General features: G+C 69.1%; 11 protein-coding genes. 6 read left to right on the top strand and 5 right to left on the bottom strand.

Annotation, left to right across the window (positions count from 1 at the left end; genetic code table 11):
• Nucleotides 1-259: 259 nt before the first annotated feature.
• Together PV762_RS06440 and PV762_RS06435 are read right to left on the bottom strand one after the other, a co-directional pair.
• Nucleotides 260-3,493 carry an efflux RND transporter permease subunit gene (locus PV762_RS06440; RefSeq protein ID WP_421034199.1) on the bottom strand — a complete coding sequence of 1,078 codons (3,234 nt, stop codon included), beginning with the start codon at nt 3,491-3,493 and terminating at the stop codon, nt 260-262.
• Nucleotides 3,494-3,513: 20 nt separating this feature from the next.
• On the bottom strand, nt 3,514-4,764 hold the full coding sequence (locus PV762_RS06435) for an efflux RND transporter periplasmic adaptor subunit (protein ID WP_421034198.1): 1,251 nt from the start codon (nt 4,762-4,764) through the stop codon (nt 3,514-3,516).
• Between the two features lie 413 nt (nt 4,765-5,177).
• On the opposite strand from PV762_RS06435, the gene PV762_RS06430 reads away from it, so the two are divergent.
• Together PV762_RS06430 and PV762_RS06425 are read left to right on the top strand one after the other, a co-directional pair.
• Entirely contained in the window at nt 5,178-6,254 is a 1,077-nt protein-coding gene (locus PV762_RS06430; RefSeq protein ID WP_421034197.1) for a glycosyltransferase, read from the top strand.
• Entirely contained in the window at nt 6,247-7,176 is a 930-nt protein-coding gene (locus PV762_RS06425; RefSeq protein ID WP_421034196.1) for a glucosamine inositolphosphorylceramide transferase family protein, read from the top strand. The genes PV762_RS06430 and PV762_RS06425 overlap by 8 nt, the downstream gene beginning before the upstream one ends.
• Nucleotides 7,177-7,183: 7 nt before the next feature.
• Here PV762_RS06425 and PV762_RS06420 read toward each other — a convergent pair whose 3' ends face one another.
• The gene (locus PV762_RS06420; protein ID WP_421034195.1) at nt 7,184-8,599 is read right to left on the bottom strand and encodes an MFS transporter; all 1,416 of its coding nucleotides are present in this window, start codon (nt 8,597-8,599) and stop codon (nt 7,184-7,186) included.
• A 48-nt stretch (nt 8,600-8,647) separates the two neighbouring features.
• Nucleotides 8,648-9,442 carry an inositol monophosphatase family protein gene (locus tag PV762_RS06415; RefSeq protein ID WP_421034194.1) on the bottom strand — a complete coding sequence of 265 codons (795 nt, stop codon included), beginning with the start codon at nt 9,440-9,442 and terminating at the stop codon, nt 8,648-8,650.
• A gap of 102 nt (nt 9,443-9,544) precedes the next feature.
• Here PV762_RS06415 and PV762_RS06410 point away from each other — a divergent pair, with 102 nt between their 5' ends.
• The 3 genes from PV762_RS06410 to PV762_RS06400 all read left to right on the top strand — a co-directional run bounded on the left by PV762_RS06410 (nt 9,545) and on the right by PV762_RS06400 (nt 11,772).
• Nucleotides 9,545-9,979 carry a response regulator gene (locus PV762_RS06410; RefSeq protein ID WP_088404349.1) on the top strand — a complete coding sequence of 145 codons (435 nt, stop codon included), beginning with the start codon at nt 9,545-9,547 and terminating at the stop codon, nt 9,977-9,979.
• Between the two features lie 103 nt (nt 9,980-10,082).
• A complete protein-coding gene (locus tag PV762_RS06405; RefSeq protein ID WP_421034193.1) occupies nt 10,083-11,048 on the top strand; it encodes an alpha/beta hydrolase in 966 nt (321 codons plus the stop codon).
• 40 nt (nt 11,049-11,088) lie between these two features.
• The gene (locus PV762_RS06400; protein WP_421034192.1) at nt 11,089-11,772 is read left to right on the top strand and encodes a DUF6928 family protein; all 684 of its coding nucleotides are present in this window, start codon (nt 11,089-11,091) and stop codon (nt 11,770-11,772) included.
• A gap of 11 nt (nt 11,773-11,783) precedes the next feature.
• Here the strand turns inward: PV762_RS06400 and PV762_RS06395 are convergent, their stop codons facing one another.
• On the bottom strand, nt 11,784-12,308 hold the full coding sequence (locus tag PV762_RS06395) for a VOC family protein (RefSeq protein WP_421034191.1): 525 nt from the start codon (nt 12,306-12,308) through the stop codon (nt 11,784-11,786).
• A 580-nt stretch (nt 12,309-12,888) separates the two neighbouring features.
• Here PV762_RS06395 and PV762_RS06390 point away from each other — a divergent pair.
• Nucleotides 12,889-22,344, top strand: coding sequence for a hypothetical protein (locus tag PV762_RS06390; RefSeq protein WP_421034190.1), 9,456 nt, complete (start codon nt 12,889-12,891; stop codon nt 22,342-22,344).
• Nucleotides 22,345-22,388 lie beyond the last annotated feature (44 nt).

Genomic DNA, 22,388 nt, shown 5'->3' with positions numbered 1-22,388 from the left:
GTGCCGTGCCACTCGTCGCGGCGCGTTTTCTCGTACCAAATACATCGCGATGCTCCAGGATTGCTGAGGGCTACTCCAGTCGCGGCTGCCGCTTGCGAAGTTCTTTGCATGAATCTCCGCTCTGCCAAAAATGAACGACGGCACCGTCCACGCGCGCCCCGACGGAACGACGCGACGAAAAAGGGCGCCTCGATGAGGCGCCCTTTCGCTCTGCTCCGGTGGCGGGTGGCCCCATCACCGGCTGCATCCGGACCACGCGTCAGTCGTCGCCCGCGCCGTGGGTCGTCAGATCGACCGGACGGCGGTGCTTGCCGCTGACCATGCCCCAACCGCGCATCACCAGACGGAACACGAAGCGCACGAAGGTCAGGAAGAGCACGAACTCGACGATGCCCGCCAGCAGCGCGCCGGCCGTCGTCCAGCGCGCCTCGCGACGGTGGAACTTCGCCAGGAAGCTGTCGCGCTTGATCTCGATGCTGTCGTAGAAGCTCGGCACCATCAGCAGCGTCAGGAAGGTCGACGTGATCGTGCCGCCGATGATGGCCACCGCCATCGGACGGTAGAACTCGCCGCCCTCGCCGATGCCCACCGCCACCGGCAGCATGCCGGCGATCAGCGCGAAGGTCGTCATCAGGATGGGACGGAAGCGCTTGCGGCCCGCGTGCATCAGCGCCTCCTCGCGCGGCACGCCGGCCGCCTCCTCCTGGCGCGCCGCGTCCAGCAGCAGGATGGCGTTCTTCGCCACCAGGCCGGCCAGCATGATGATCCCGATGAAGCTCATCAGGTTCAGCGTGCCCTTGGTCAGCAGCAGCGCCACCACCACGCCGATCAGCGACAGCGGCAGGGACAGCATCACGCCCAGCGGCGCGGTGAAGCTGCCGAACTGCATCACCAGGATGAGGTACATCAGGCCGATGCCCGAGGCCAGCGCGATGCCCATCGCGCTGAACACCTCCTGCTGGTCCTTGGCCGCGCCCGCCAGCTCGATGCCGTAACCGGGCGGGAAGTTGATGGACTTCGCCAGCTTCAGCGCGTCGCTGGTGACCTCGCCGGGCGATCGGCCGTGCGCGTTGGCCGACACCGCGATCATCCGCTTGCCGTCCGCATGCTGGATCTTGGCCGGACCCTTGCCCATGGTCACCGTGGCGATCTGCTCCAGCGGCACCATCACGCCGGCGCCGCTCACCGCGATCGGCAGGCGCTCGATGTTGCTCGCGTCGACGCGGTCTTCCGGCGCCAGCCGCACCGCGACGTCGCGCGTCTCGCTGCTCGGGTCGATCCAGTCGCCGACCTCCACGCCGGCGAAGGCCACCCGCAGCGAGTTGGCCGCATCGCCCACCGAGATCCCCAGCGTATTGGCCAGGCCGCGGTTGAGCTCGATCTGCAGCTCGTTCTGCGGATCCTGCTCCGACAGGCCCACGTCCACCGCGCCCGGCACTCGGCGCAGTTTCTCCATGTAGTCGGTGGTGATCTCCATCAGCTTGCGCGAGTCCGCGCCGGAGAACCGGATCTGCACCGGCTTCTGCGCGCCGTTGTTCAGGTCGTCGAGCACCACGTACTCCGCCCCGACCAGCCGCGCCACCCGCGTGCGCAGGTCGGCGGCGATCTCGGCCGCGCTGCGCTTGCGCTGGGTGCTCTTGCCCAGGTCCACGTAGACGCGGCCGCCGCTGGCGTTCACGCTCTCGTTGGTGGCCACCGTCTCGGGCATCTCGCGCGCCAGCGCGGACGCGGCGCCCATCTTGAGCCGTGCATATTCAAGACTGGACGAGGCCGGCGTGCGCACCTCGATGGCGATGGTCCCGGAGTCGGAGGCCGGCAGGAAGCTCGTGCCGCCCATCGTGACCTGCAGGAAGATCGCCAGCACGAAGCTCAGGACCGCGAACACGGCCATCCAGGTGCGGTGGTGCAGCGCCCAGGCGATCACATGGCCGTAGCCGTCGGCCTGGCGATCGAACCACTCGTTGAAGGCGTGCAGCTTCTTCGACACCCAGTTCGTCTTCGGCGCTTCATGGTGCCCCGGGGGGTCGCCCCAGAACGCCGACAGCATCGGGTCCAGCGTGAACGAGATGAACAGCGACACCAGCACCGAGGCCACCACCGTCAGCCCGAAGGGCCGGAACCATTCGCCGGACACGCCCGGCATGAAGGCCACCGGGATGAACACGGCGACGATCGAGAAGGTCGTCGCCGCGACGGCCAGGCCGATCTCGGCCGTGCCCTTCAATGCGGCCGTGCGGCGGTCGGCGCCGCGCTCCATGTGACGCACGATGTTCTCGCGGACCACGATCGCATCGTCGATCAGCACCCCGATCGCCAGCGACAGGCCCAGCAGGCTCATGAAGTTCAGCGTGAAGCCGCACAGCCACACCGCAATGAACGCGGCGATCACCGAGGTCGGCAGCGACAGCGCCGTGATCATGGTCGAACGCCAGGAATTCAGGAACACGTAGACCACGAAGATCGTCAGGCCCGCGCCGAACACCAGCGCGTGGATCACGTTGTTCAGGCTGTCCTGCGCGTCCTGCCCGCCGTCCTGCACCACCTCGAGCTTGGTGCCCTGGGGCAGCGTCTTGCCGATCTCCTCGACCAGCTGGCGGACCTCCTTGGCCACGCTCACCGTCGACGCGTCGCGCGAGCGCGTGACCATGATGCCGACGTTCGGATGGCCGTTGCGCACCGACAGGCCGGTCTGTTCCGCGAAGCCGTCCTGCACCGTGGCCACCTGACCCAGGCGGATCAGCTCGCTGCCCGAGCGCTTCACCACGATCTGGTTGAAATCGGCCGGCGACTCGATGCGGCCCAGCAGCCGGATGCTCTGGTCCTCGAGCTGCCCGCGCACCTTGCCCACCGGCGCCGTCGTGTTCTGCATGCGCAGCGCGTTGACGACCTCCGTCACCGAGACGTTGAACTCACGCAGCTTCTGCGCGTTCAGCAGCACCGACAGCTCGCGCTTGAGCGAACCGTTCACCGTCACCGTCGCGGCGCCCGGGATGGCGCGGAAGCGGTCGGCGAACTGGTCCTCGGCCATCCGCGAGATCTCGGCATGCGACTGGCTGCTGGACGACAGCGCCAGCTGCATGATCGGCTGCGCCGACGGGTCGACGCGCTGAAGCACGGGCTCGCGCATCTCGGTCGGCAGCTTGTGGCGGACCGCGGCGATCGCGTTGCGGACCTCGTCGGCCGCCTCGATCATGTTCTTGTCGAAGTTGAAGAACAGCAGCAGCTGCGCCGACCCTTCGCCCGAGGTCGAACGCACCTCGTTCACGCCGGAGATGCTCTGCAGCGACTTCTCGATGCGGTTGACGATCTCGCGCTCGGAGGTCTCCGGCGACGCGCCGGGATAGCTGATGCTGACCACCAGCAGCGGCAGGTCGACGTCGGGCCGCTCGTTGACGCGCAGCTTGGACAGGGCCAGCAGGCCCAGGGCCATCAAGCCGATGATGATCACGATCATCGCGATCGGCTTCTTGACCGAGAAATTGGAGAGGAACATGGTTCAGGCTCCTGTGCGCGTCAGGGGGCCGAGGCGGCGGAGGCCACCGGCAGCACGGGCAGCGGCACCACGGTCGAGCCCGCGGAGGTCGAGGTCGAGCCCGAGTTCGTCAATCCGGTCGGCGGCGTGCCGCTGGCGCTGGTCATGGCGGGGGCCGCGGTGGCCGCGGCGGCCTTGCTGAGCTCGACGCGCTGACCGTCGAGCAGCGTGCTGGTCGGGCTGCGCAGGATGCGGTCGCCCTGCTTCAGGCCGCCGGTCACCACGTAGAGGCCCTGGCGGTCGTCCCGCGCACCCAGGTTCACCGGGGTCTTCGAGACCTTGCCGGCGTCCACGCGCCAGACGAAGGACTTGTCGCCCTCGCGCACCAGCGCGCCGTCCGCCACCATCAGCGCCGAGACGCTGTTGGTTTGCACGCGCCCTTCCGCATAGAGGCCGGCCACGCCGGGCTGCTGCGCGCCGGCGAAGTCGACCAGCACCTCGACCTGGCGGGTGTTGGCGTTGGCGGCCTGCGCGATGCGGCGCACCTTGCCCTGGAAGTCCACCTGCGGATAGCCGTTGACCCGGAAGTACACGACCTGCGCAAGCTTGAGCTCGGACATGCGGTCGGCGGACACCAACCCTTCGAAGCGCATCGACGCCGGGTCCATCACCTTGATCAGTTCCTTGCCGATCTGGGCCGAATCGCCCGGCGAGACCTTTCGATCGCTGACGACACCGTCGAACGGCGCGCGCACCTCGGTGCGCTGCTGCTGCTGGCGCGCGGTGGCCACACGGGCGCGCGCGGCGACCAGGTCGCTCTGCGCGTTGTTGCGGCGGATCTCGGCGTCTTCCATCGCCTGGATGGAGCTCATGCCCTGCGCCTGCAGCGTCTTCAGGCGCTGGTACTGGCGCTCGGCCTGTTCGAAACTCTGCGAGGCCGCCCGGGCGGATTCGTCGGCGGACTGGACCGTGTCGCGGATGGCGGTGTCGTCCAGGCGCACCAGCAGGTCGCCGCGCTTCACGCGCTCGCCGTTTTCCTTGTAGACCTGCAGCACGATGGCCTGCAGTTCGGCGCGCAGGTCGGCGCGACGTTCCGGCTGGATCGAGCCGGTGATCACCGGGCCGCTTGCGTAGGCGCTGACACCCAGCGTCTGCACGTCCTCGGCGGCCACCAGCAGGCTGGGCGCGCTGGCCGCCTCGGCCGCGGGCGATGCCTTCTTGTCGGGGGAGGATTTGCCGCAACCGGCAAGCAGGGATGCAACGACAAGGGCGATCAGCGACAGACGCAGCATGAAGCGGGCTCCGAGGGAACGAGGCAGGGGGTGGTCACGAGGTGTCCTTCGTGCGAAAGCCGCAAAAAGGCGCGCTAGCTTAACTTCAATGACCCTGCATGCAGGTGGTCACATCCTGCAGTTCATCCCAGGGAAACAGCGCTTCGTCGCCCCGAAGCGTGCCCGGCCGTCACTGCCGGTTTGGTTACGTGGCGTTTCGTCCCCGCTTCAGTCACTACGTCCCGCCGGCGACCGTTGCGCGCCCCAACGTCGTCCTGATTGTTCAAGTGGCGTCAATGTCACCCATGAAATTGCGCACAGCTTTGCTATTGACCCACCGTACACCCCACGATCCTGGGGGAAATCCCGCTTTATTGCTGAATGTTAAGAAATAGACTCCAGACGTTATTTATCCTTTTTGCCGATTCGACGTGATGCGCGCACTTTCAATCGTCCACGTGGTTTTCTCATCTCGCCTCGCCGGGGGCGAGCATCACTGTGTCGACCTGGCCAACGCGCAGGCCGCGCTGGGCCACAGCGTGCATGTGATCGGGCAGGCGGGATCGGCTGTCCGCCATGCACTGGACCAGCGCGTCAGCTTCCACGGCCTGCGCCTGCCCGTGCTGCGTGCCGCGCGCGTGCGGCGGCTGGCCGCCAAGCTGGGCGCGGACGTCGTCCACGGTCACCTCGGTCCTGCCTGCAAGGCGGTGACAGCGGCCAAGCACAGCGCGCGCGTCGGCACACTGCATGTGGGATACAAGACGCATCACCATGCGCGGATGGACGCGCTGGTGTGCGTCAATTCCGCGCAGGTCGGTCATCTGAAGGAATTCGGCGGCCTGCATCGCGTCATCTACAACTGGGCCCCGGAACGCAGCGCCGGATCCTGCGCCGCGAAGGCGCCGTCGGGATCGCTGCGCATGGAGCTCGGCATCCCGCACGCCGCGCCGGTGATCGGCTGCGTCGGCCGGCTGCACGCGGCCAAGGGCATGCACACCCTGATCCAGGCCTTCCGGCAGCACGCGCCGGCGAACGCCCACCTCGTGCTGATCGGCGAAGGCCCGCAGCGCGCCGAGCTTGAAGCGCTGCGCGGCGACGACGGGCGCATCCATCTGCTCGGCTTCCGCTGGAACGTGGACGAACTGCTCGGCGAGATGGACCTCTACGTGTCCTCGTCGCGCGAGGAGCAGTTCCCGCTGGCGATCCTCGAAGCCATGCGCGCGCGACTGCCGATCGTGGCGACCGCGACCCTGGGCGCGAGCGAGATGCTGGATCCTGCGCAATCGGCCATCGTGCCCATCGACGACGCGTCGGCGATGGGCCGGGCGATCGCGGCGGCGATCGAGCAGCGCCAGCGCGACCAGCGCCGCCCGGTCGACTACGACATGCAGCGCTACGACCGCTCCACCGCCGTGCGCGCCACGCTGGGTCTTTACCAGGACGTGCTGACGCGTCAGGGCGCCCGGGTGCACGACCTGACCGGGCTGAGCGTCGAAGACGCTCATGGTTAAACGTCCGAAGTCCGACTTCTGGACTGTCGGCGTCGTTCCCGAACGCATCGATCGGCTCACACCCGAGCGTCTGCACGAACTGCGGGACCGCATCGTCTGGATGCCCGAGGCCGGCGACTGGCGCTATTACGCCGATCCCTTCGCCCTGCGCGAGGGCGACGCCCTGCATGTGTTCGTCGAACACTTCGACTACCGCACCAAGCGCGCCGACCTGCAGCGGCTCACGCTCGATCTGGGCAGCGGCGCGTGGAGCGCGCCCAGGCCGGTGCTGCGAACGCCCTTCCATCTGTCCTATCCCTTCGTCTTCGAGCACGAGGGTCAGGTCTGGATGGTCCCCGAGTCCAGCCAGGCCGAGGAAGTCGCGCTCTATCGTGCGGTGGACGGCGCCGAGCGCTGGGAACGCTGGGAGCGGGTCTGCGCGCTGCTGCCCGGCGTGCGCGCGGTCGACGCCTCGCTGCTGCGGCACGACGGGATCTGGTGGATGTTCTACGCCGTCATCGGGCCGGACAAGCGCGATCAGCGGGAACTGCATGTCGCCCATGCACCGTCGTTGCAGGGGCCATGGACGCCGCACCGCGCCAATCCGGTGAGGTTGGCGCACGACGGCGCCCGCCCGGCCGGCACGCCCTTCGTCGGCGCGGACGGTCTCGTCACGCTGCCCGTGCAGGACAGCCGCAATGGCTACGGAGGTGCGACGCGCTGGCTGCGCTTCACGCGCCTGTCGACGGAGGCCGTCGAGGTCCAGGCCTTGCCCGAGACTTTCACCGGCGACCTCGCCCATCGTGACTTCGCGTGCGGCCTGCACACCATGTCCGCCTGCGGCGACATCACGCTCATCGACGTGAAACGCATCGACCGCTCCCGCCATCGGCAATGGCTGGACTGGCAGCGTCGCGTCAGGCGCTGGGTCGGGAAGCGCTGAGGACCGGTCAACTCGACGGCGCGATGTCCTCCAGCGGTTTGCGCTCCGCATCAACGCCGAAGCGCAGCGCGAGCAGCCCCGCCACGATGACCAGCACCGCGCCGACGCCATAGCCGATCGCCACGTTGCCGCGGTCGGCGCTCTCCACCAGCCATCCGAACAGCAGCGGCGCCGCGAAACCGCCAGCGCCTGTCCCGACCGCATAGAAGATCGCGATGGCCATCGCGCGCATCTCCAGCGGGAACACCTCGCTCACCGTGAGGTACGCGGAGCTCGCCGCCGCGGAGGCGAAGAAGAACACCGCCGACCAGCACAGTGCCTGCGAGCGCGCGTCGAGCACGTCCGCGACGAAGGCCACGCCGGTGGCCGCCAGGCCCACCCCGGCCAGGCCGTAGGTCAGCGCGATCATGCGACGGCGCCCCACCCGGTCGAACAGCGGTCCCAGCAGCAACGGTCCCAGCACGTTGCCCAGCGCGAACGGGAAGATGTAGAGCGCCACCCGATGGTCGGCGACGCCATAGAAGCGCGTCAGCACCAGCGCGTAGCTGAAGAAGATCGCGTTGTAGAAGAAGGCCTGCGCCAGCATCAACGACAGCGCCACACCGCTGCGCACGCGATAGCGGCGCAACAGCACATGCAGCACCTCACGCATCGTCGGCACCGGCCGCTGCTCCCGCCGGTCCTTCGGCGCCACCGCGGGGAGCGGTGGCAGCGGACCGTGCTGGGCGACGACCTCGGCCTCGATGGCGTCGAGGATCCGGCTGGCTTCCTCCACGCGTCCGTGGCGCAGCAGCCAGCGCGGGCTTTCCGGCACGTGGCGGCGCACCAGCACCATGCCGACCGCCAGCAGCGCGCCCATCGCGAAGCCCACGCGCCAGCCCTCCACCGGTCCCAGCACATCCGGATGCAGCAGCAGCAGGCTGGAGGCGGCGCCCAGCGCGGCGCCGATCCAGAAGCTGCCGTTGATGGCGAGGTTCACGCGACCGCGCACGCGGGCGGGGACCAGTTCGTCGATGGCGGAATTGATGGCGGCGTACTCCCCGCCGATGCCCAGGCCGGTGATGAAGCGGCACAGCGCGAAAAAGGTGAAGTCGGTGGAGAACGCGGTCGCGAGCGTGGCCACGGCGTAGATTGCGAGCGTGGCCAGGAACAGCCGTTTGCGTCCGAGCCGGTCCGACATCCGTCCGAAGACCAGGGCGCCGACGATCGCGCCGGCGAGATACAGCGAGCCGGACCAGCCGACCTGGACGGCCGAGAGACCGAGGGTGTCAGGTCTTTCCAGCACGGCGCCGACGGAGCCCACGAGGGTGACCTCCAGGCCGTCGAGCACCCAGGCCACGCCGAGGGCGAGCACCACGCGCCAGTGCCAGCGCGACCAGGGCAGCCGATCCAGTCGGCGTGCGATATCGAGGGAATCCGTCATCGACGGCGAACGCGGCAATCCGCGTTCCGGACGGATCTGCGTCCAGCCCTACGAAGTCCTCTTCCATGCAGCGGCGGCTTCCTCCCACACCTCCCGGCTGCGCGCCACCAGCAACCCAGGGTGGCGATCGCCCGCGCGGTAGGGCGTGCCGTCGAGCCGCGCCGCGACGCCGCCGGCTTCGGCGATGAACAGCGAGCCCGGCGCGTGGTCCCAGGCGAGTTTGCGCCAGTAGAGCGTCGCGTCGAACGCGCCTTCGGCGAGTGCGGGGTACTCCGCGCCGGCGCAGTTCAGTCCGGGCAGGATCTCCGCGCCCGGCCAGGTCGCGACCCGTTCCTGATGTTCTTGCGGCAGGAAGCGCGTCTTGACGACCGCGCGTTTCAGTCCCGGTCCAGCGGCCGCGCGCAGCCGCTCGGACTCCCGCCAGGCGCCCTGCCCGCGCCGGGCGTGATGGAGCACGCCCGAGATCGGGTTGAGCATCCACGCCCCCACCGTCACGCCGTCTTCCAGCAGCGCGACCATCGACGACAGCGGCTCGCGCCCCGAGATGAAGTTGAAGGTGCCGTCCAGCGGATCCACCAGCCACACGGCGCCGTCGTCGAGCTGGTCGAGCAGTTCCGGCGTCTCCGCGCACTGTTCTTCGCCCACGACGCGTGAACCGGGCACCAGCGCGCGAAGTTCGGGGGTGAGGAAGGCCTCGACGTCGCGATCCACCGTCGTGACCCACTCGCCGGGGGCCTTTTCCATCACCTCGTCGTCCGCCAGATGGCGGAAACGCGGCGCGATCCAGGTGGCGGCGGCGTGGCGCAGCAGCGCGGCGACGGGGTCAGGCGTTGTGGAGCTCATCCGGGCATGCTACCCGGAGCGCCATGACCCCGAAGCGAGCCCCTTTTCAACCGATACGCCGGTGCCCGCTCGCGCTAGCATTCTGGCCTGAAGGGGTTGCACATGGTCACGACGATCAAACGCGAAGAATTCTGTTTCCTGGTGGTCGACGACTTCTCGACCATGCGCCGCATCATCTCCGGGCTGCTCCGGGAACTCGGCTTCAAGAAGATCCTCGAGGCCGAGGACGGCAAGGCCGCGCTGCGCCAGCTCGAGATCTCGGCCGAATCGGGTGAGCCGGTCCACTTCGTCCTCAGCGACGTGAACATGCCGGTGATGAACGGCTTCCAGTTCCTGGAAGCCCTGCGCGCCAGGCCGGAATCCGATCCCTTGCGCAAGGTGCCGGTGCTGCTCGTCACCGCCGAGGGCCGCAAGGAGGACATCATCCGCGCCGCCCAGCTCGGCGCCACCGGGTACATCGTCAAGCCGTTCAACAAGGACACGGTCGGCGACAAGATCCATCTGACGCTGAAGAACCGGAACATCCTGGTCGATTGAAGGCGGCAGGTCCGCGCCCGTAACTCCCGTAACGCCAAGCGGACCGCGTGACCCTGCCTCGGCGCGGGACACTCGCGCCCCAACGCCACTCCCGCTCCCCCGCATGACCGACCGCCGGCATCTTCTCGCCGCGGCGTTGGGCTCGCTGCTGATGCCGACCGCCCGGTCCATCGCGGCGCCCGCGTTGCCGGACCCCACCGGGCCCTACGCCCTCCCCGGCACCTTCGTCCATCCGCTCCCCGATCCGGTCACCGGCCGCCGGTATGAGGTCTGGGTCGACCTCCCGCCGAATCCACCGGCATCCGCATCCGCATCAGCAACAGCGACGACAACAGCGACCGTCGGGCCTCGCCCGGCCGTGTTCGTGACCGACGCGCCCTACGCCTTCCCGCTCGTGCGGGCGCTGCGCAACCGCGTCGGTCAGCAGGGACGCAACCTCGCCGACTTCGCCGTCATCGGGCTGGCGGGACCGCCGGATGAATCCGCCGTCGACATGCGCTCGCGCGACTACACCCCGAGCGATCCCCGCACCCGGCCGGGCCGGCCCGCCGATCGCTACGGCGCGCCACGCTACGGGGAAGGGGCCGCCTATCTGAAGTACCTCGCCGACGTCGCGGTACCGGCCATCTCCGAGCGGTACCGCATCGATCCGGACCGCCGGGTCCTGCTCGGTCATTCCTATGGGGCGCTCTTCGCCGCGCAGGTCCTGTTCGCACAGCCCGCGCTGTTCAGCCATTACATCCTCGGCAGCCCGTCGTTCTGGTTCGACCGGCGACTGATGTTCGAGCGCGAAGCCGCGTACGCGAAGCGTCACACCGACCTGGCCGCCCGGATCTTCCAGTACGTCGGCGCCTACGAGGCCGTCGCGCCGGGACCGCGCTTCAACAAGGACGCCGACCTCGTCGCCGACGCCCGCCGGTTCGAGGCGCTGCTGCGCAGTCGCCGCTACCCGTCGCTGCGCATCGAGACCCGCGTCCTCGCCGGCGAGGACCACCTCACGGTGGCGCCGGCCGGGGCGACGCTCGGCCTGCTCCGGGCGCTGCCCGGCAAAGGGCCTTACGAGGCCTGAGGCGATTACCATCCTCGCCACTGCATGGAGAGGATGTCGCATGGGGGCGAAGACTTGGATGCTGGTCATCGCGGACGGCGACGCCCGCGCGGCGCTGGAAGCGCAGCCCGCGCTCGATCGCGAGGCCTCGCGCGCGCTGGCCGAGCAGCTCTTCCCGGGCGAGACGCTGGAACTGATCGGCGAAGGCGATCTGAGCTACACCAATCCGCCCGACCCGCTGATGTTCATCGGCTGCTTCCCCGGCGTCAGCGTGATCGCGGCCAGCGAGTTCGCCGTCGACCATCCGTCGCAGTTGCCGGGCCGCTTTCTCGACATCGCCGGCAGGCGCCGGATCACCCTGCATGCGATGCACAGCGTGGTCGACTGGTTCGCCTTCGCCGTGTGGGAGGACGGCCGGCTCATCCGCTCCCTGAGCCTGGCGCCCGACAGCGGCATCCTGGAGGACATCGGCGAGCCGCTGCCTTTCGAGGCCCCGTTCTGGGCGGAACAGCAGCGCGCGACCGTCGGCGGCAAGGACGAGGACGCCTACCCCCTGCCCTTCCATCCGCTGGAACTGGGGGAGGCGGTGCTGCTCGCCCGTTTCGGGTACCAGCTCGAAGGCGGCGGCAAGGCGAGCGTCGATCCGTGCGCCATTCCGCTGCTGCACTTCCAACGCGCCGGCATGCGACGCAAGGCAGCGCCCGAAGCGCCGGAGACACCCGACCCCTGGTGGAAGTTCTGGTGAATCGGGCGGGTTCAGGCTTCGCCCGCCCCCCCTGATCCGCCGGGCCTGCAGGAACCGGCAGGTCCGCCCAAGGCCGTCACCACCTCTGGCGGCGCCTGCACCAACTCGATCAGCACCCCCTCCCCGCCGATGGGGAACTCGCCGCTGGACTTGGGGTGGATGAAGCAGATGTCATGGCCCGCCGCACCCTTGCGGATGCCGCCAGGCGCCAGGCGCACGCCGTTCGCGGTCATCCATTCGACGGCCCTGGGTAGATCGTCGACCCACAGACCGACGTGATTGAGCGGCGTCGCATGGACCGCCGGCTTCCTGTCCGGATCCAGCGGTTGCATCAGATCGACCTCGATCCGCCGCGGGCCCTCGCCGATCGCGCAAATGTCCTCATCGACGTTTTCCGACTCGGACACGAAATGCCCGATGACCTGCAGTCCCAGCACGTCCACCCATAGCCGACGCAGCGCCGTCTTGTCCGGTCCGCCGATCGCGATCTGCTGGATGCCGAGGATCCGATAAGGCCGGATCGCATTCGTCGTCATATTAATCAGCCGTCAATTACTAATAGAAGGGATTCCCCTTCGAAACTGAGCGCAGCCGCCCGCTGGAAACCCGTGAACTTATCACGGCTGACACGCCCCGACTTGCCTGGAACCCCAACCCGGCTCCCGGCGTCGGCGGACTTCGTTCACACGATTTACGTCGTGTTGCATCTATGCAAGGCGATAACCCGACGTCCCCGCTCCCTGTCGATGACAGGGGCCCGGACTTCAGGATCCCGCCTAAGTGCCGATCACCATTGGATGTCTGCCACGTGACAAGCGCACGATCGTTCGATGACTTGGCCTGGACTCCTTGCCGGGGCAAGCATCTCCTCCCCCGCGTTTGCGGGCTTTACGCCGCTTCTGTAACCGTGAACTGAGGCCGACTCCCGGCCCTTTTGTTCCGTTCACGTTAAGCGAGCCACCAATAACATTTCCGGGCTAGCTCAAGTTTGTCATTCGGCGTCCGAAAACCGACTGACGGCATCCGGAAGTTCGGCTGCCTGCCAACAACAAGCTGACCCAAATCCACCTCGCGCCTATGGGCGCATCCGCCCCCATAGGTTCACGGAGTTCCAAGATGGCATCGCTGATTACCAACCTGACGACCGACCAGATCGCCGCCCTCACGTCGACGACCCTGGCGCGCCTGACCAGCGAAGACTGGGCTGCGTTCACCACCGAGCAATTCCAGGCGCTGACGACCTCGCAGTTCGCGACGCTCGGCACCAAGGCCGTCTCGCTGTTCACGACGACCAACATCGCGGCCATCGAGTCTGACGATCTGCGCGCCCTGTCCACGGCCGCGGTGCAGACCTTCACCAGTACCCAGTTGAACGCCCTGGGCTCCGACCAGTTCGGCGCGATGACGACCAAGCAGGTCGGCGCGATGACCACCAGCCAGGTTCGCAACCTGGAGTCGGACGACCTGAACGCCCTGGCGTCCGACCAGATCCGCGCGCTGAGCACGCAGCAGGTGGCCGCCATCGCCACCAGCCTGATCGGCTCGCTGGCCTCCGACGACCTGCAGGCCCTGAAGACCGAGCAGATCAAGGCCCTGAGCTCGCAACAAGTCGCCGCCCTCTCCACCGAGGGCGTCGCCGCTCTGGCGACCCACCAGGCCGCCGCGCTGAGCAGCACGCAAGCCGCCGCGCTGACCTCGGACCAGGCCGCCGCGCTGACCTCCGACGCCGTGCATGCGCTGAGCACCGCCGCCGTCAAGGCGCTGGGGACCGACCAGGTAGCCGCCCTGAATTCCGACCAGATCGCCGCGCTGACCACCGCCCAGATCGGCGCGTTGTCCACGCAGCAGATCCGCCAGCTGGCCAGCGATGAAATCGCCGCCCTGGACACCAACCAGATCCGCGCCATCACCACGCAGCAGATCGCCGCGCTGACGACCGACCAGCTGGCCGGCGTCAACAGCACCGACGTGCAGGCGCTGACGACCGCCCAGGTCCGCGCGCTGAGCTCGTCCCAGGTCGGCGCCCTGAGCACCGACTCGATCGAGGCGATGAGCTCCGGCCAGATCGGCGCGCTGAGTTCCACCCAGGTCAAGGGCCTCACGACCGACCAGATGGCGGCCATCAGCTCTGACGACATGAAGGCGCTGTCGACCGCGACGATCCGCGCCCTGACGACCGACCAGGTCCAGGCGCTGAGCTCGGACCAGGTCTCGGCGCTGACCAGCACCCAGATCGGCGCGCTGACGACCGGCCAGGTCGCCGTGCTGTCCACCGATGAACTGAACGCGCTGAACAGCGCGCAGATCCGCGCCCTGGGCACCGCCCAGATCGCCGCGCTGTCGACCGACCAGGTCCAGGGCATGGAGTCCGCCGACATCCAGGCCTTCACCACCGGCCAGGTCGCCGCGCTGAGTTCGGCCCAGATCGCCGCGCTGTCCACCGACGCCATCGTCGCGCTGACCTCGGGCCAGTTCGCGACCCTCACGTCCAAGCAACTGGCCGGCCTGTCGACCGACCAGATGGCCGCCATCGAGTCGCAGGACCTGCGCGCCCTGTCTTCCGCCGCGATCCGCTCGCTGACGACCGACCAGTTCGACGCGCTGCATTCCGACCAGGTCGCCGCGCTGACGACCCAGCAGGTCTCCGTCCTGACGACGGGCCAGGTCCAGGCCATGTCCAGCGACGACCTGAACGCCCTGGGTTTGGCCCAGATCCGCGCGCTCGGCACGGCCCAGGTCGCCGCCCTGTCGACCGCCCAGGTCTCCACGATGGAAAGCGCCGACGTCCAGGCGCTGACCACCGGCCAGGTCCAGGCGCTGAGCTCGGCCCAGGTGGGTGCGCTCTCGACGGAAAATATCGCCGCGCTGAGCTCGGCCCAGGTTGCCGCGCTGTCGACCAAGCAGATCGCCGGCCTGACGACCGACCAGGTTGCCGCCATCGAGACCGCCGACCTGCGCGCCATGTCGACGGCCGCGATCCGCTCGCTGACCACCGAACAGTTCGACGCACTGAACTCCGACCAGGTCGGCGCCCTGTCGACCGGCCAGATCGCCGCGCTGACGACCGGCCAGGTCCAGGCGATGTCCAGCGATGACCTCAACGCGCTGGGCTCGGCCCAGATCCGCGCCCTGGGCACCGCCCAGGTCGCCGCCCTGTCGACCGCCCAGATCTCCACGATGGAAAGCGCCGACGTCCAGGCGCTGACCACGCAGCAGGTCGTCGCGCTGGGCTCGGCCCAGATCGGCGCGCTGAGCACCGATTCGATCGTCGCGCTGAGCTCGACCCAGGTCGCCGCGCTGTCGACCAAGCAGATCGCCGGTCTGACGACCGACCAGATGGCCGCGATGGAAACGCAGGATCTGCGCGCCCTGTCCACGGCCGCGATCCGTTCGTTGACCACCGACCAGTTCGACGCGCTGGGCTCCGCGCAGGTCGGCGCACTGACGACCCAGCAGGTCGCCGCGCTGACGACCGGCCAGGTCCAGGGCCTGACCAGCGACGACCTGAACGCGCTGGGCTCGGCCCAGATCCGAGCCCTGGGCACCGCCCAGGTCGCCGCCCTGTCGACCGCCCAGGTCTCGACGATGGAAAGCGCCGACGTGCAGGCGCTGACCAGCGGCCAGGTGCAGGCGCTGAGCTCCGACCAGGTCGGCGCGCTGTCGACCGAGAACATCGTCGCCCTGACCTCCACGCAGGTCGCTGCGCTGTCGACCAAGCAGGTCGCCGGCCTGACCACCGACCAGATGGCGGCCCTCGAAACGGGCGACCTGAAGTCGCTGGGCACCGCGGCCGTCCGCGCGCTGAGCACCGACCAGATCGCCGCGCTGGGTTCCGACCAGATCGCCGCGCTGACGACCACCCAGGTCGCCGCGCTGACGACCGCGCAGATCGCCAACCTGACCTCCGACGACCTGAACGCGCTGACGAGCGGCCAGATCAAGGCGCTGTCGACCGCCCAGGTCGCCGCCCTGACGACCGCGCAGATCTCCACGATGGAGAGCAGCGACGTCCAGGCGCTGACCACGCAGCAGATCGGCGCGCTGAATTCCGACCAGGTCGGCGCGCTGTCGACCGAGAACATCGCCGCGCTGAGCTCGCAGCAGGTCGCCCCGCTGTCGACCAAGCAGGTCGGCGGCCTGACGACCGACCAGGTCGGCGCCATCGAGACGGTGGACGTCCGGGCCCTGTCGACCAACGCGCTGCGCGCCCTGACGACCGCCCAGATCGACGCCCTGAACTCCGACCAGATCGCCGCGCTCACGACCGCCCAGGTCGCGGCGCTGACGACGGCGCAGGTCCAGGCCTTGGCCACGGATGACCTGAACGCGCTGGGCTCGGCCCAGATCCGCGCGCTCTCCACCGCCCAGGTCGCCGCGCTGACGACCGGCCAGGTCAACGGCATGGAATCGGCCGACGTGCAGGCGCTGACGACCCAGCAGGTCGCCGCGCTGGGCTCGGCCCAGATCGGCGCGCTGTCGACGGAAAACGTCGCCGCGCTGACCTCCGCGCAGGTGGGCGCGCTGACGACCAAGCAGGTCGCCGGCCTGACCACCGACCAGATGGCCGCCCTGGAAACGGGCGACGTGAAGGCGCTGTCCACCGCCGCGCTGCGCGTGCTGGGCACCGACCAGATCGAGGCGCTGGGTTCCGACCAGATCGCCGCGCTGTCGACCGCCCAGGTCGCCTCGCTGACGACCGGCCAGATCAGCAACCTCACCTCCGACGACCTGAACGCCCTGACCAGCGGTCAGATCAAGGCGCTGTCGACCGCCCAGGTCGCCTCGCTGACGACCGGCCAGATCGCCACGATGACGAGCGAGGACGTCGCCGCGCTGACCACCGCGCAGTTGCAGTCGCTGGGCTCGGCCCAGATCGGCGCGCTGAGCACGGACGCGATCGTCGCCCTGAGCTCCGCCCAGGTCGGCGCGCTGACGACCAAGCAGGTCGCCGGCCTGACCACCGACCAGATGGCCGCCATCGAGACCGGTGACCTGCGTGCGCTGAGCACCACCGCGCTGCGCGCCCTGACCACCGACCAACTGAACGCGCTGGGTTCCGACCAGGTCGCCGCGCTGAACACCGTCCAGGTGGCCTCGCTGACGACCGCCCAGGTCGCCGGCCTGACCAGCGATGACCTGAACGCGCTGAACAGCGCGCAGATCAAGGCGCTGGGCACCGCGCAGGTGGCCGCCCTGACGACCGCGCAGGTCAACACGATGGAATCCGCCGACGTGCAGGCGCTGACCACGCAGCAGGTCGCCGCCCTCGGCTCGGCGCAGCTCGGCGCGCTGAGCACCGATGCCGTCGTCGCGCTGACCTCGCAACAGGTCGCCGCCCTCAACAGCAAGCAGGTCGCGGGCCTGACCACCGACCAGATGGCTGCCCTCGAATCGGGCGACCTGAAGGCGATGGCCACCAACGCGCTGCAGTCGCTGACCTCCGCGCAGTTGGAGGCCCTGGACAGCAACCAGATCGCCGCGCTGTCGACGCAGCAGGTCGCCGCGCTGACGACCGGCCAGGTGAGCAACCTGACCTCCGATGACCTGAACGCGCTGACCAGCGGCCAGATCAAGGCTCTGTCCACGCAACAGATCGTCGCCCTGTCGACCGCCCAGGTCTCGGCGATGGAATCCGCCGACGTGCAGGCGCTCGCCACCCAACAGGTCGCCGCGCTGAGCTCGGCCCAGGTCGGCGCGCTGAGCACCGACTCGATCGTCGCCCTGACCTCGGGCCAGGTCGCCGCGCTGACCAGCAAGCAGGTCGCCGGCCTGACGACCGACCAGATGGCCGCGATCGAAACGGGCGACCTGAAGTCGCTGTCCTCCGCCGCCCTGCGCGCGCTGACCAGCGACCAGCTTCAGGCCCTGTCGACCGACCAGGTCCAGGCGCTGACGACCCAGCAGGTCGCCGCGCTGACGACCGGCCAGGTCAGCCAGCTCGCGACGGACGATTTCGGCGCCTTCACGTCCGGCCAGTTGCGCGCCCTGGGCACCGCCCAGATCGCCGCGCTCGGCACCGCCCAGCTCGACGCGCTGAGCAGCGACCAGGTCGCCGCGCTGACCACTCAGCAGGTCGCCGCGCTGACGACCGGTCAGGTGAGCAACCTGTCCTCGGATGACCTGAACGCCCTCACCAGCGGCCAGATCAAGGCGCTGACGACCCAGCAGGTCGCTGCGCTGACGACCGGCCAGATCAACACGATGGAATCGGCGGACGTCGCCGCGCTGGCGACCAACCAGATCGCCGCGCTGAGCTCGTCGCAGGTCGGCGCGCTGAGCACGGAATCCATCGTCGCCCTGACCTCCACGCAGGTCGCCGCGCTGACGACCAGACAGGTCGCCGGTCTGACCACCGACCAGATCGCCGCGATCGAGACGGGTGACCTGAAGTCGCTGTCCACCGTCGCGCTGCGCGCCCTGGGCACCGACCAGCTCGACGCGCTGGGCTCCGACCAGATCGCTGCGCTGACGACCGTGCAGGTCGCGTCCCTGACGACCGCGCAGGTCGGCAACCTGTCCTCGGACGACCTGAACGCCCTCACGAGCGCTCAGATCAAGGCGCTGTCGACCCAGCAGGTCGCCGCGCTGTCGACCGCGCAGGTCTCGACGATGACCAGCGAAGACGTCGCCGCGCTGACCACCGCGCAGGTGCAGGCGCTGGGCTCCGCCCAGGTCGGCGCCCTGAGCACCGAGGCGATCGTCGCCCTGGGCTCGGCGCAGGTCGCCGCGCTGACCAGCAGGCAGGTCGCCGGTCTGACGACCGACCAGATGGCCGCCCTTGAAACGGGTGACCTGAAGGCCCTGTCCACCGCGGCGCTGCGCGCCCTGGGCACCGATCAGCTCGACGCGCTGGGCTCCGACCAGATCGCCGCGCTGACGACCGCCCAGGTCGCCTCGCTGTCGACCGCGCAGGTCGGCAACCTGTCTTCCGATGACCTGAACGCTCTCACCAGCGGCCAGATCAAGGCGCTGTCGACCCAGCAGGTCGCCGCGCTGTCGACCGCGCAGGTCTCGACGATGACCAGCGAAGACGTCGCCGCGCTGAACTCGCAGCAGGTCGCCGCGCTGAGCTCGGCCCAGGTCGGCGCGCTGAGCACCGACGCGATCGTCGCGCTGAGCTCGACGCAGGTCGCCGCGCTGAACAGCAAGCAGGTCGCCGGCCTGACGACCGACCAGATGGCCGCCATCGAAACGGCTGACCTGAAGGCCCTGTCGACCAACGCCCTGCAGGCGCTGACCTCCGCCCAGCTGGAAGCGCTGGGTTCGGACCAGGTCGCTGCGCTGACGACCCAGCAGGTCGCCGCCCTGACGACCGGCCAGGTCAGCAACCTGACCTCGGACGACCTGAACGCCCTGACCAGCGGCCAGATCAAGGCCCTGTCGACCGCCCAGGTCGCCTCGCTGACGACCGCCCAGGTCGCCGCGATGGAGTCCGCCGACGTGCAGGCACTCGCCACCCACCAGGTCGCCGCGCTGAGCTCGGCCCAGGTCGGCGCGCTGAGCACCGATTCGATCGTCGCCCTGACCTCGGCGCAGGTTGCCGCGCTGACCAGCAAGCAGGTTGCCGGCCTGACGACCGACCAGATGGCCGCGATCGAAAGCGGTGACCTGAAGTCGTTGTCCACGGTCGCCCTGCGCGCCCTGACCAGCGACCAGCTGCAGGCCTTGAGCTCCGACCAGGTCGAAGCGCTGACCACCGCCCAGGTGGCCGCGCTGACGACCGGCCAGATCAGCCAGTTCGCCACCGACGACTTCGCGGCGCTGACCACCGGCCAGCTGCGCGCCCTGACCACGGCTCAGGTGGCGTCGCTGACCTCGGCTGAACTCGACGCGCTCGACAGCAACCAGGTCGCCGCGCTGACGACCCAGCAGGTCGCCGCGCTGACGACCGCCCAGGTCAGCAACCTGACCTCCGACGACCTGAACGCCCTGACCAGCGCGCAGATCAAGGCGCTGAGCACCGCCCAGGTGGCCGCCCTGACGACCGCGCAGGTGTCCACGATGGAGACCGCGGACGTCGCCGCGCTGGCCACCAACCAGGTCGCCGCGCTGAGCACCGACCAGGTCGGCGCGCTGACGACCGAAGCGGTCGTGGCCCTGAGCTCGCTGCAGGTCGCCGCGCTGACCAGCAAGCAGGTCGCCGGGCTGACCACGGACCAGATCGGTGCGATCGAGTCCGGTGACCTGAAGGCCCTGTCGACGGTCGCGCTGCGTGCGCTGACCAGCGACCAGCTCGCGGCCTTGGGTTCCGACCAGGTCGCTTCGCTGACGACGCAGCAGGTCGCCTCGCTGACGACGGCGCAGGTCAGCAACCTGACCTCGGACGATCTGAACGCCCTCACGAGCGGCCAGATCAAGGCGCTGACGACCCAGCAGGTCGCCTCGCTGACGACGGCGCAGGTCTCGGCGATGGAGAGCAACGACGTCGCCGCCCTGTCCTCGCAGCAGGTCCAGGCGTTGAGCTCGGCCCAGATCGGCGCGCTGAGCACCGACTCGGTGGTCGCGCTGACTTCGGTCCAGGTGGCCGCGTTGTCCTCGGCGCAGGTCAAGGGTCTGACGACGGACCAGATGGCCGCGATGGAAACCGACGATTTGCGTTCGCTGTCGACGGTCGCCCTCCGCGCCCTCGGCACCGACCAGATCGAAGCGCTGGACAGCAACCAGATCGCCGCGCTGACGACCGCGCAGGTCGCCTCGCTGTCGACCGTCCAGATCGCCAACCTGAGCAGCGACGACCTGAACGCGCTGACCAGCGGCCAGATCCGCTCGCTGAGCAACGCCCAGTTGCAGGCCCTGACGACCGCGCAGATCTCGACGATGACGACGGAAGACGTCGCCGCGTTGACCTCCGCGCAGTTGCAGGCCTTCGGCTCGGCCCAGATCGGCGCGCTGAGCACGGATGCGATCGTCGCGCTGAGCTCGACCCAGGCCGCGGCGCTGAGCTCGGCGCAGGTCGACGGCCTGACGACCGACCAGATGGCGGCCTTCGAGACGGCCGATCTGCGCAGCCTGACCACCGCGGCCATCCGCTCGCTGGACAGCGCGCAGCTGGAAGCCCTGGACAGCAACCAGATCGCCGCGCTGACGACGCAGCAGGTCGCCGCGCTGAGCACGCTGCAGGTGAGCCAGATGGCCACCGACGACGTGCAGGCGCTGACCTCGCAGCAGATCGTGTCCATGAGCTCGGCCCAGTTGCACGCCTTCACCACCGACCAGGTGCAGGCGATCGACTCGGGTGACCTCGCGGCGATCAGCAGCGCGAACATGGTGGCCTTCGGCTCGGCGGACTTCGAGGCCTTCACCTCGGATCAGATCCACGCCCTGACCTCGCAGCAGTGGAGCGCCGTGGGCGCGACGCAGGTGGCCGGCATCGAGACCGCCGACATCGCGGCCATCACCACCGCCGGCATCCATGCGCTGAGCACCGCGGCCGTCCACGCGTTCAACACCGACCAGATCGCGGCCCTGACCAGCGACCAGGTCCATGAATTCAGCACCGCGCAGCTGCGCGCGCTGGGCACGGACCAGATCGCGGCCCTGACCACGGACGACATCGGCGCGCTGACCAGCACGCACTTCGGCACCCTGACCTCGGCGCAGTTCCACTCGTTCACGACGGAACAGATCCTGGCCCTGGACTCCGGCGACATCCATGCGCTGACGTCCACCCAGATCCTGGGCCTGTCGACGGACCAGATCGTGGCGATGACCTCCGACCAGTTCATCGGCTGGGACACGCAGGATCTGGCCGGCATGAGCATGGACCAGGTCCTGGCGATGACCTCCGACCAGAAGGCGGGCTGGAGCAACGAGCAGATCAACGCCCACTTCCTGGCCACGCCGATCGTGCTGGACCTGGACGGCAACGGCGTGCAGACCCTGTCCGCGCAGAACGGCGTCAACTTCGACCTGAACGGCACCGGTCACAACGACAAGTGGGGCTGGGTGGGCGGCAACGACGGCCTGCTGGTCATGGATCGCAACGGCAACGGCACGATCGACAGCGGCGCGGAGCTCTTCGGCTCCGGCACCGACGTCAACGGCCGCAAGGGCCTGGACGGCTTCGCCGCCCTCGCCTCGATGGACTCGAACCATGACGGCCACATCAACGGCAAGGACGTGGACTTCAGCAAGCTGCAGGTCTGGGTGGACGCCAACCACGACGGCAAGACCGACGCGGGCGAACTGCACTCGCTGGCCCAGCTCGGCATCTCGGACCTGAACCTCCAGGCGAGCAAGGGCACCGACGTCGACAACGGCAACCTGATCGGCCTGGTGTCGAGCTACACCAAGACGGACGGCACGACGCACGAGATGTCGGACGTGTGGTTCGCCAAGGACGGCGCGACCCAGCAGGTCCACGGCACGACGCGGGAAGCCGCGCCGCAGCTGGGCGACCTGCTCGCCCAGCCGGAAGCCAACCTGCTCGGCGGCGGCACGGCCGCCACCGCGACGGCGGTCACGGCGGCGACCACCGCCGCGGCCACCGACACGGTGAACCACGACGTCATGAGCGCGGCTTACAAGAAGCTGCATGACGACGACCAGAACGGCGCTGTCCCGCTGATCTAAGCGGCAGTCCGGAACCGGGGGCCTCGCGCCCCCGGTTTGCCGTT

The organism is Mitsuaria sp. CC2 (assembly GCF_048957715.1).
In the GTDB taxonomy this organism is placed as follows: Bacteria; Pseudomonadota; Gammaproteobacteria; order Burkholderiales; family Burkholderiaceae_C; genus Roseateles.
The sequence above is the reverse complement of the archived record's forward strand: the minus strand, read 5'-3'. Positions and strand labels throughout refer to the sequence as shown.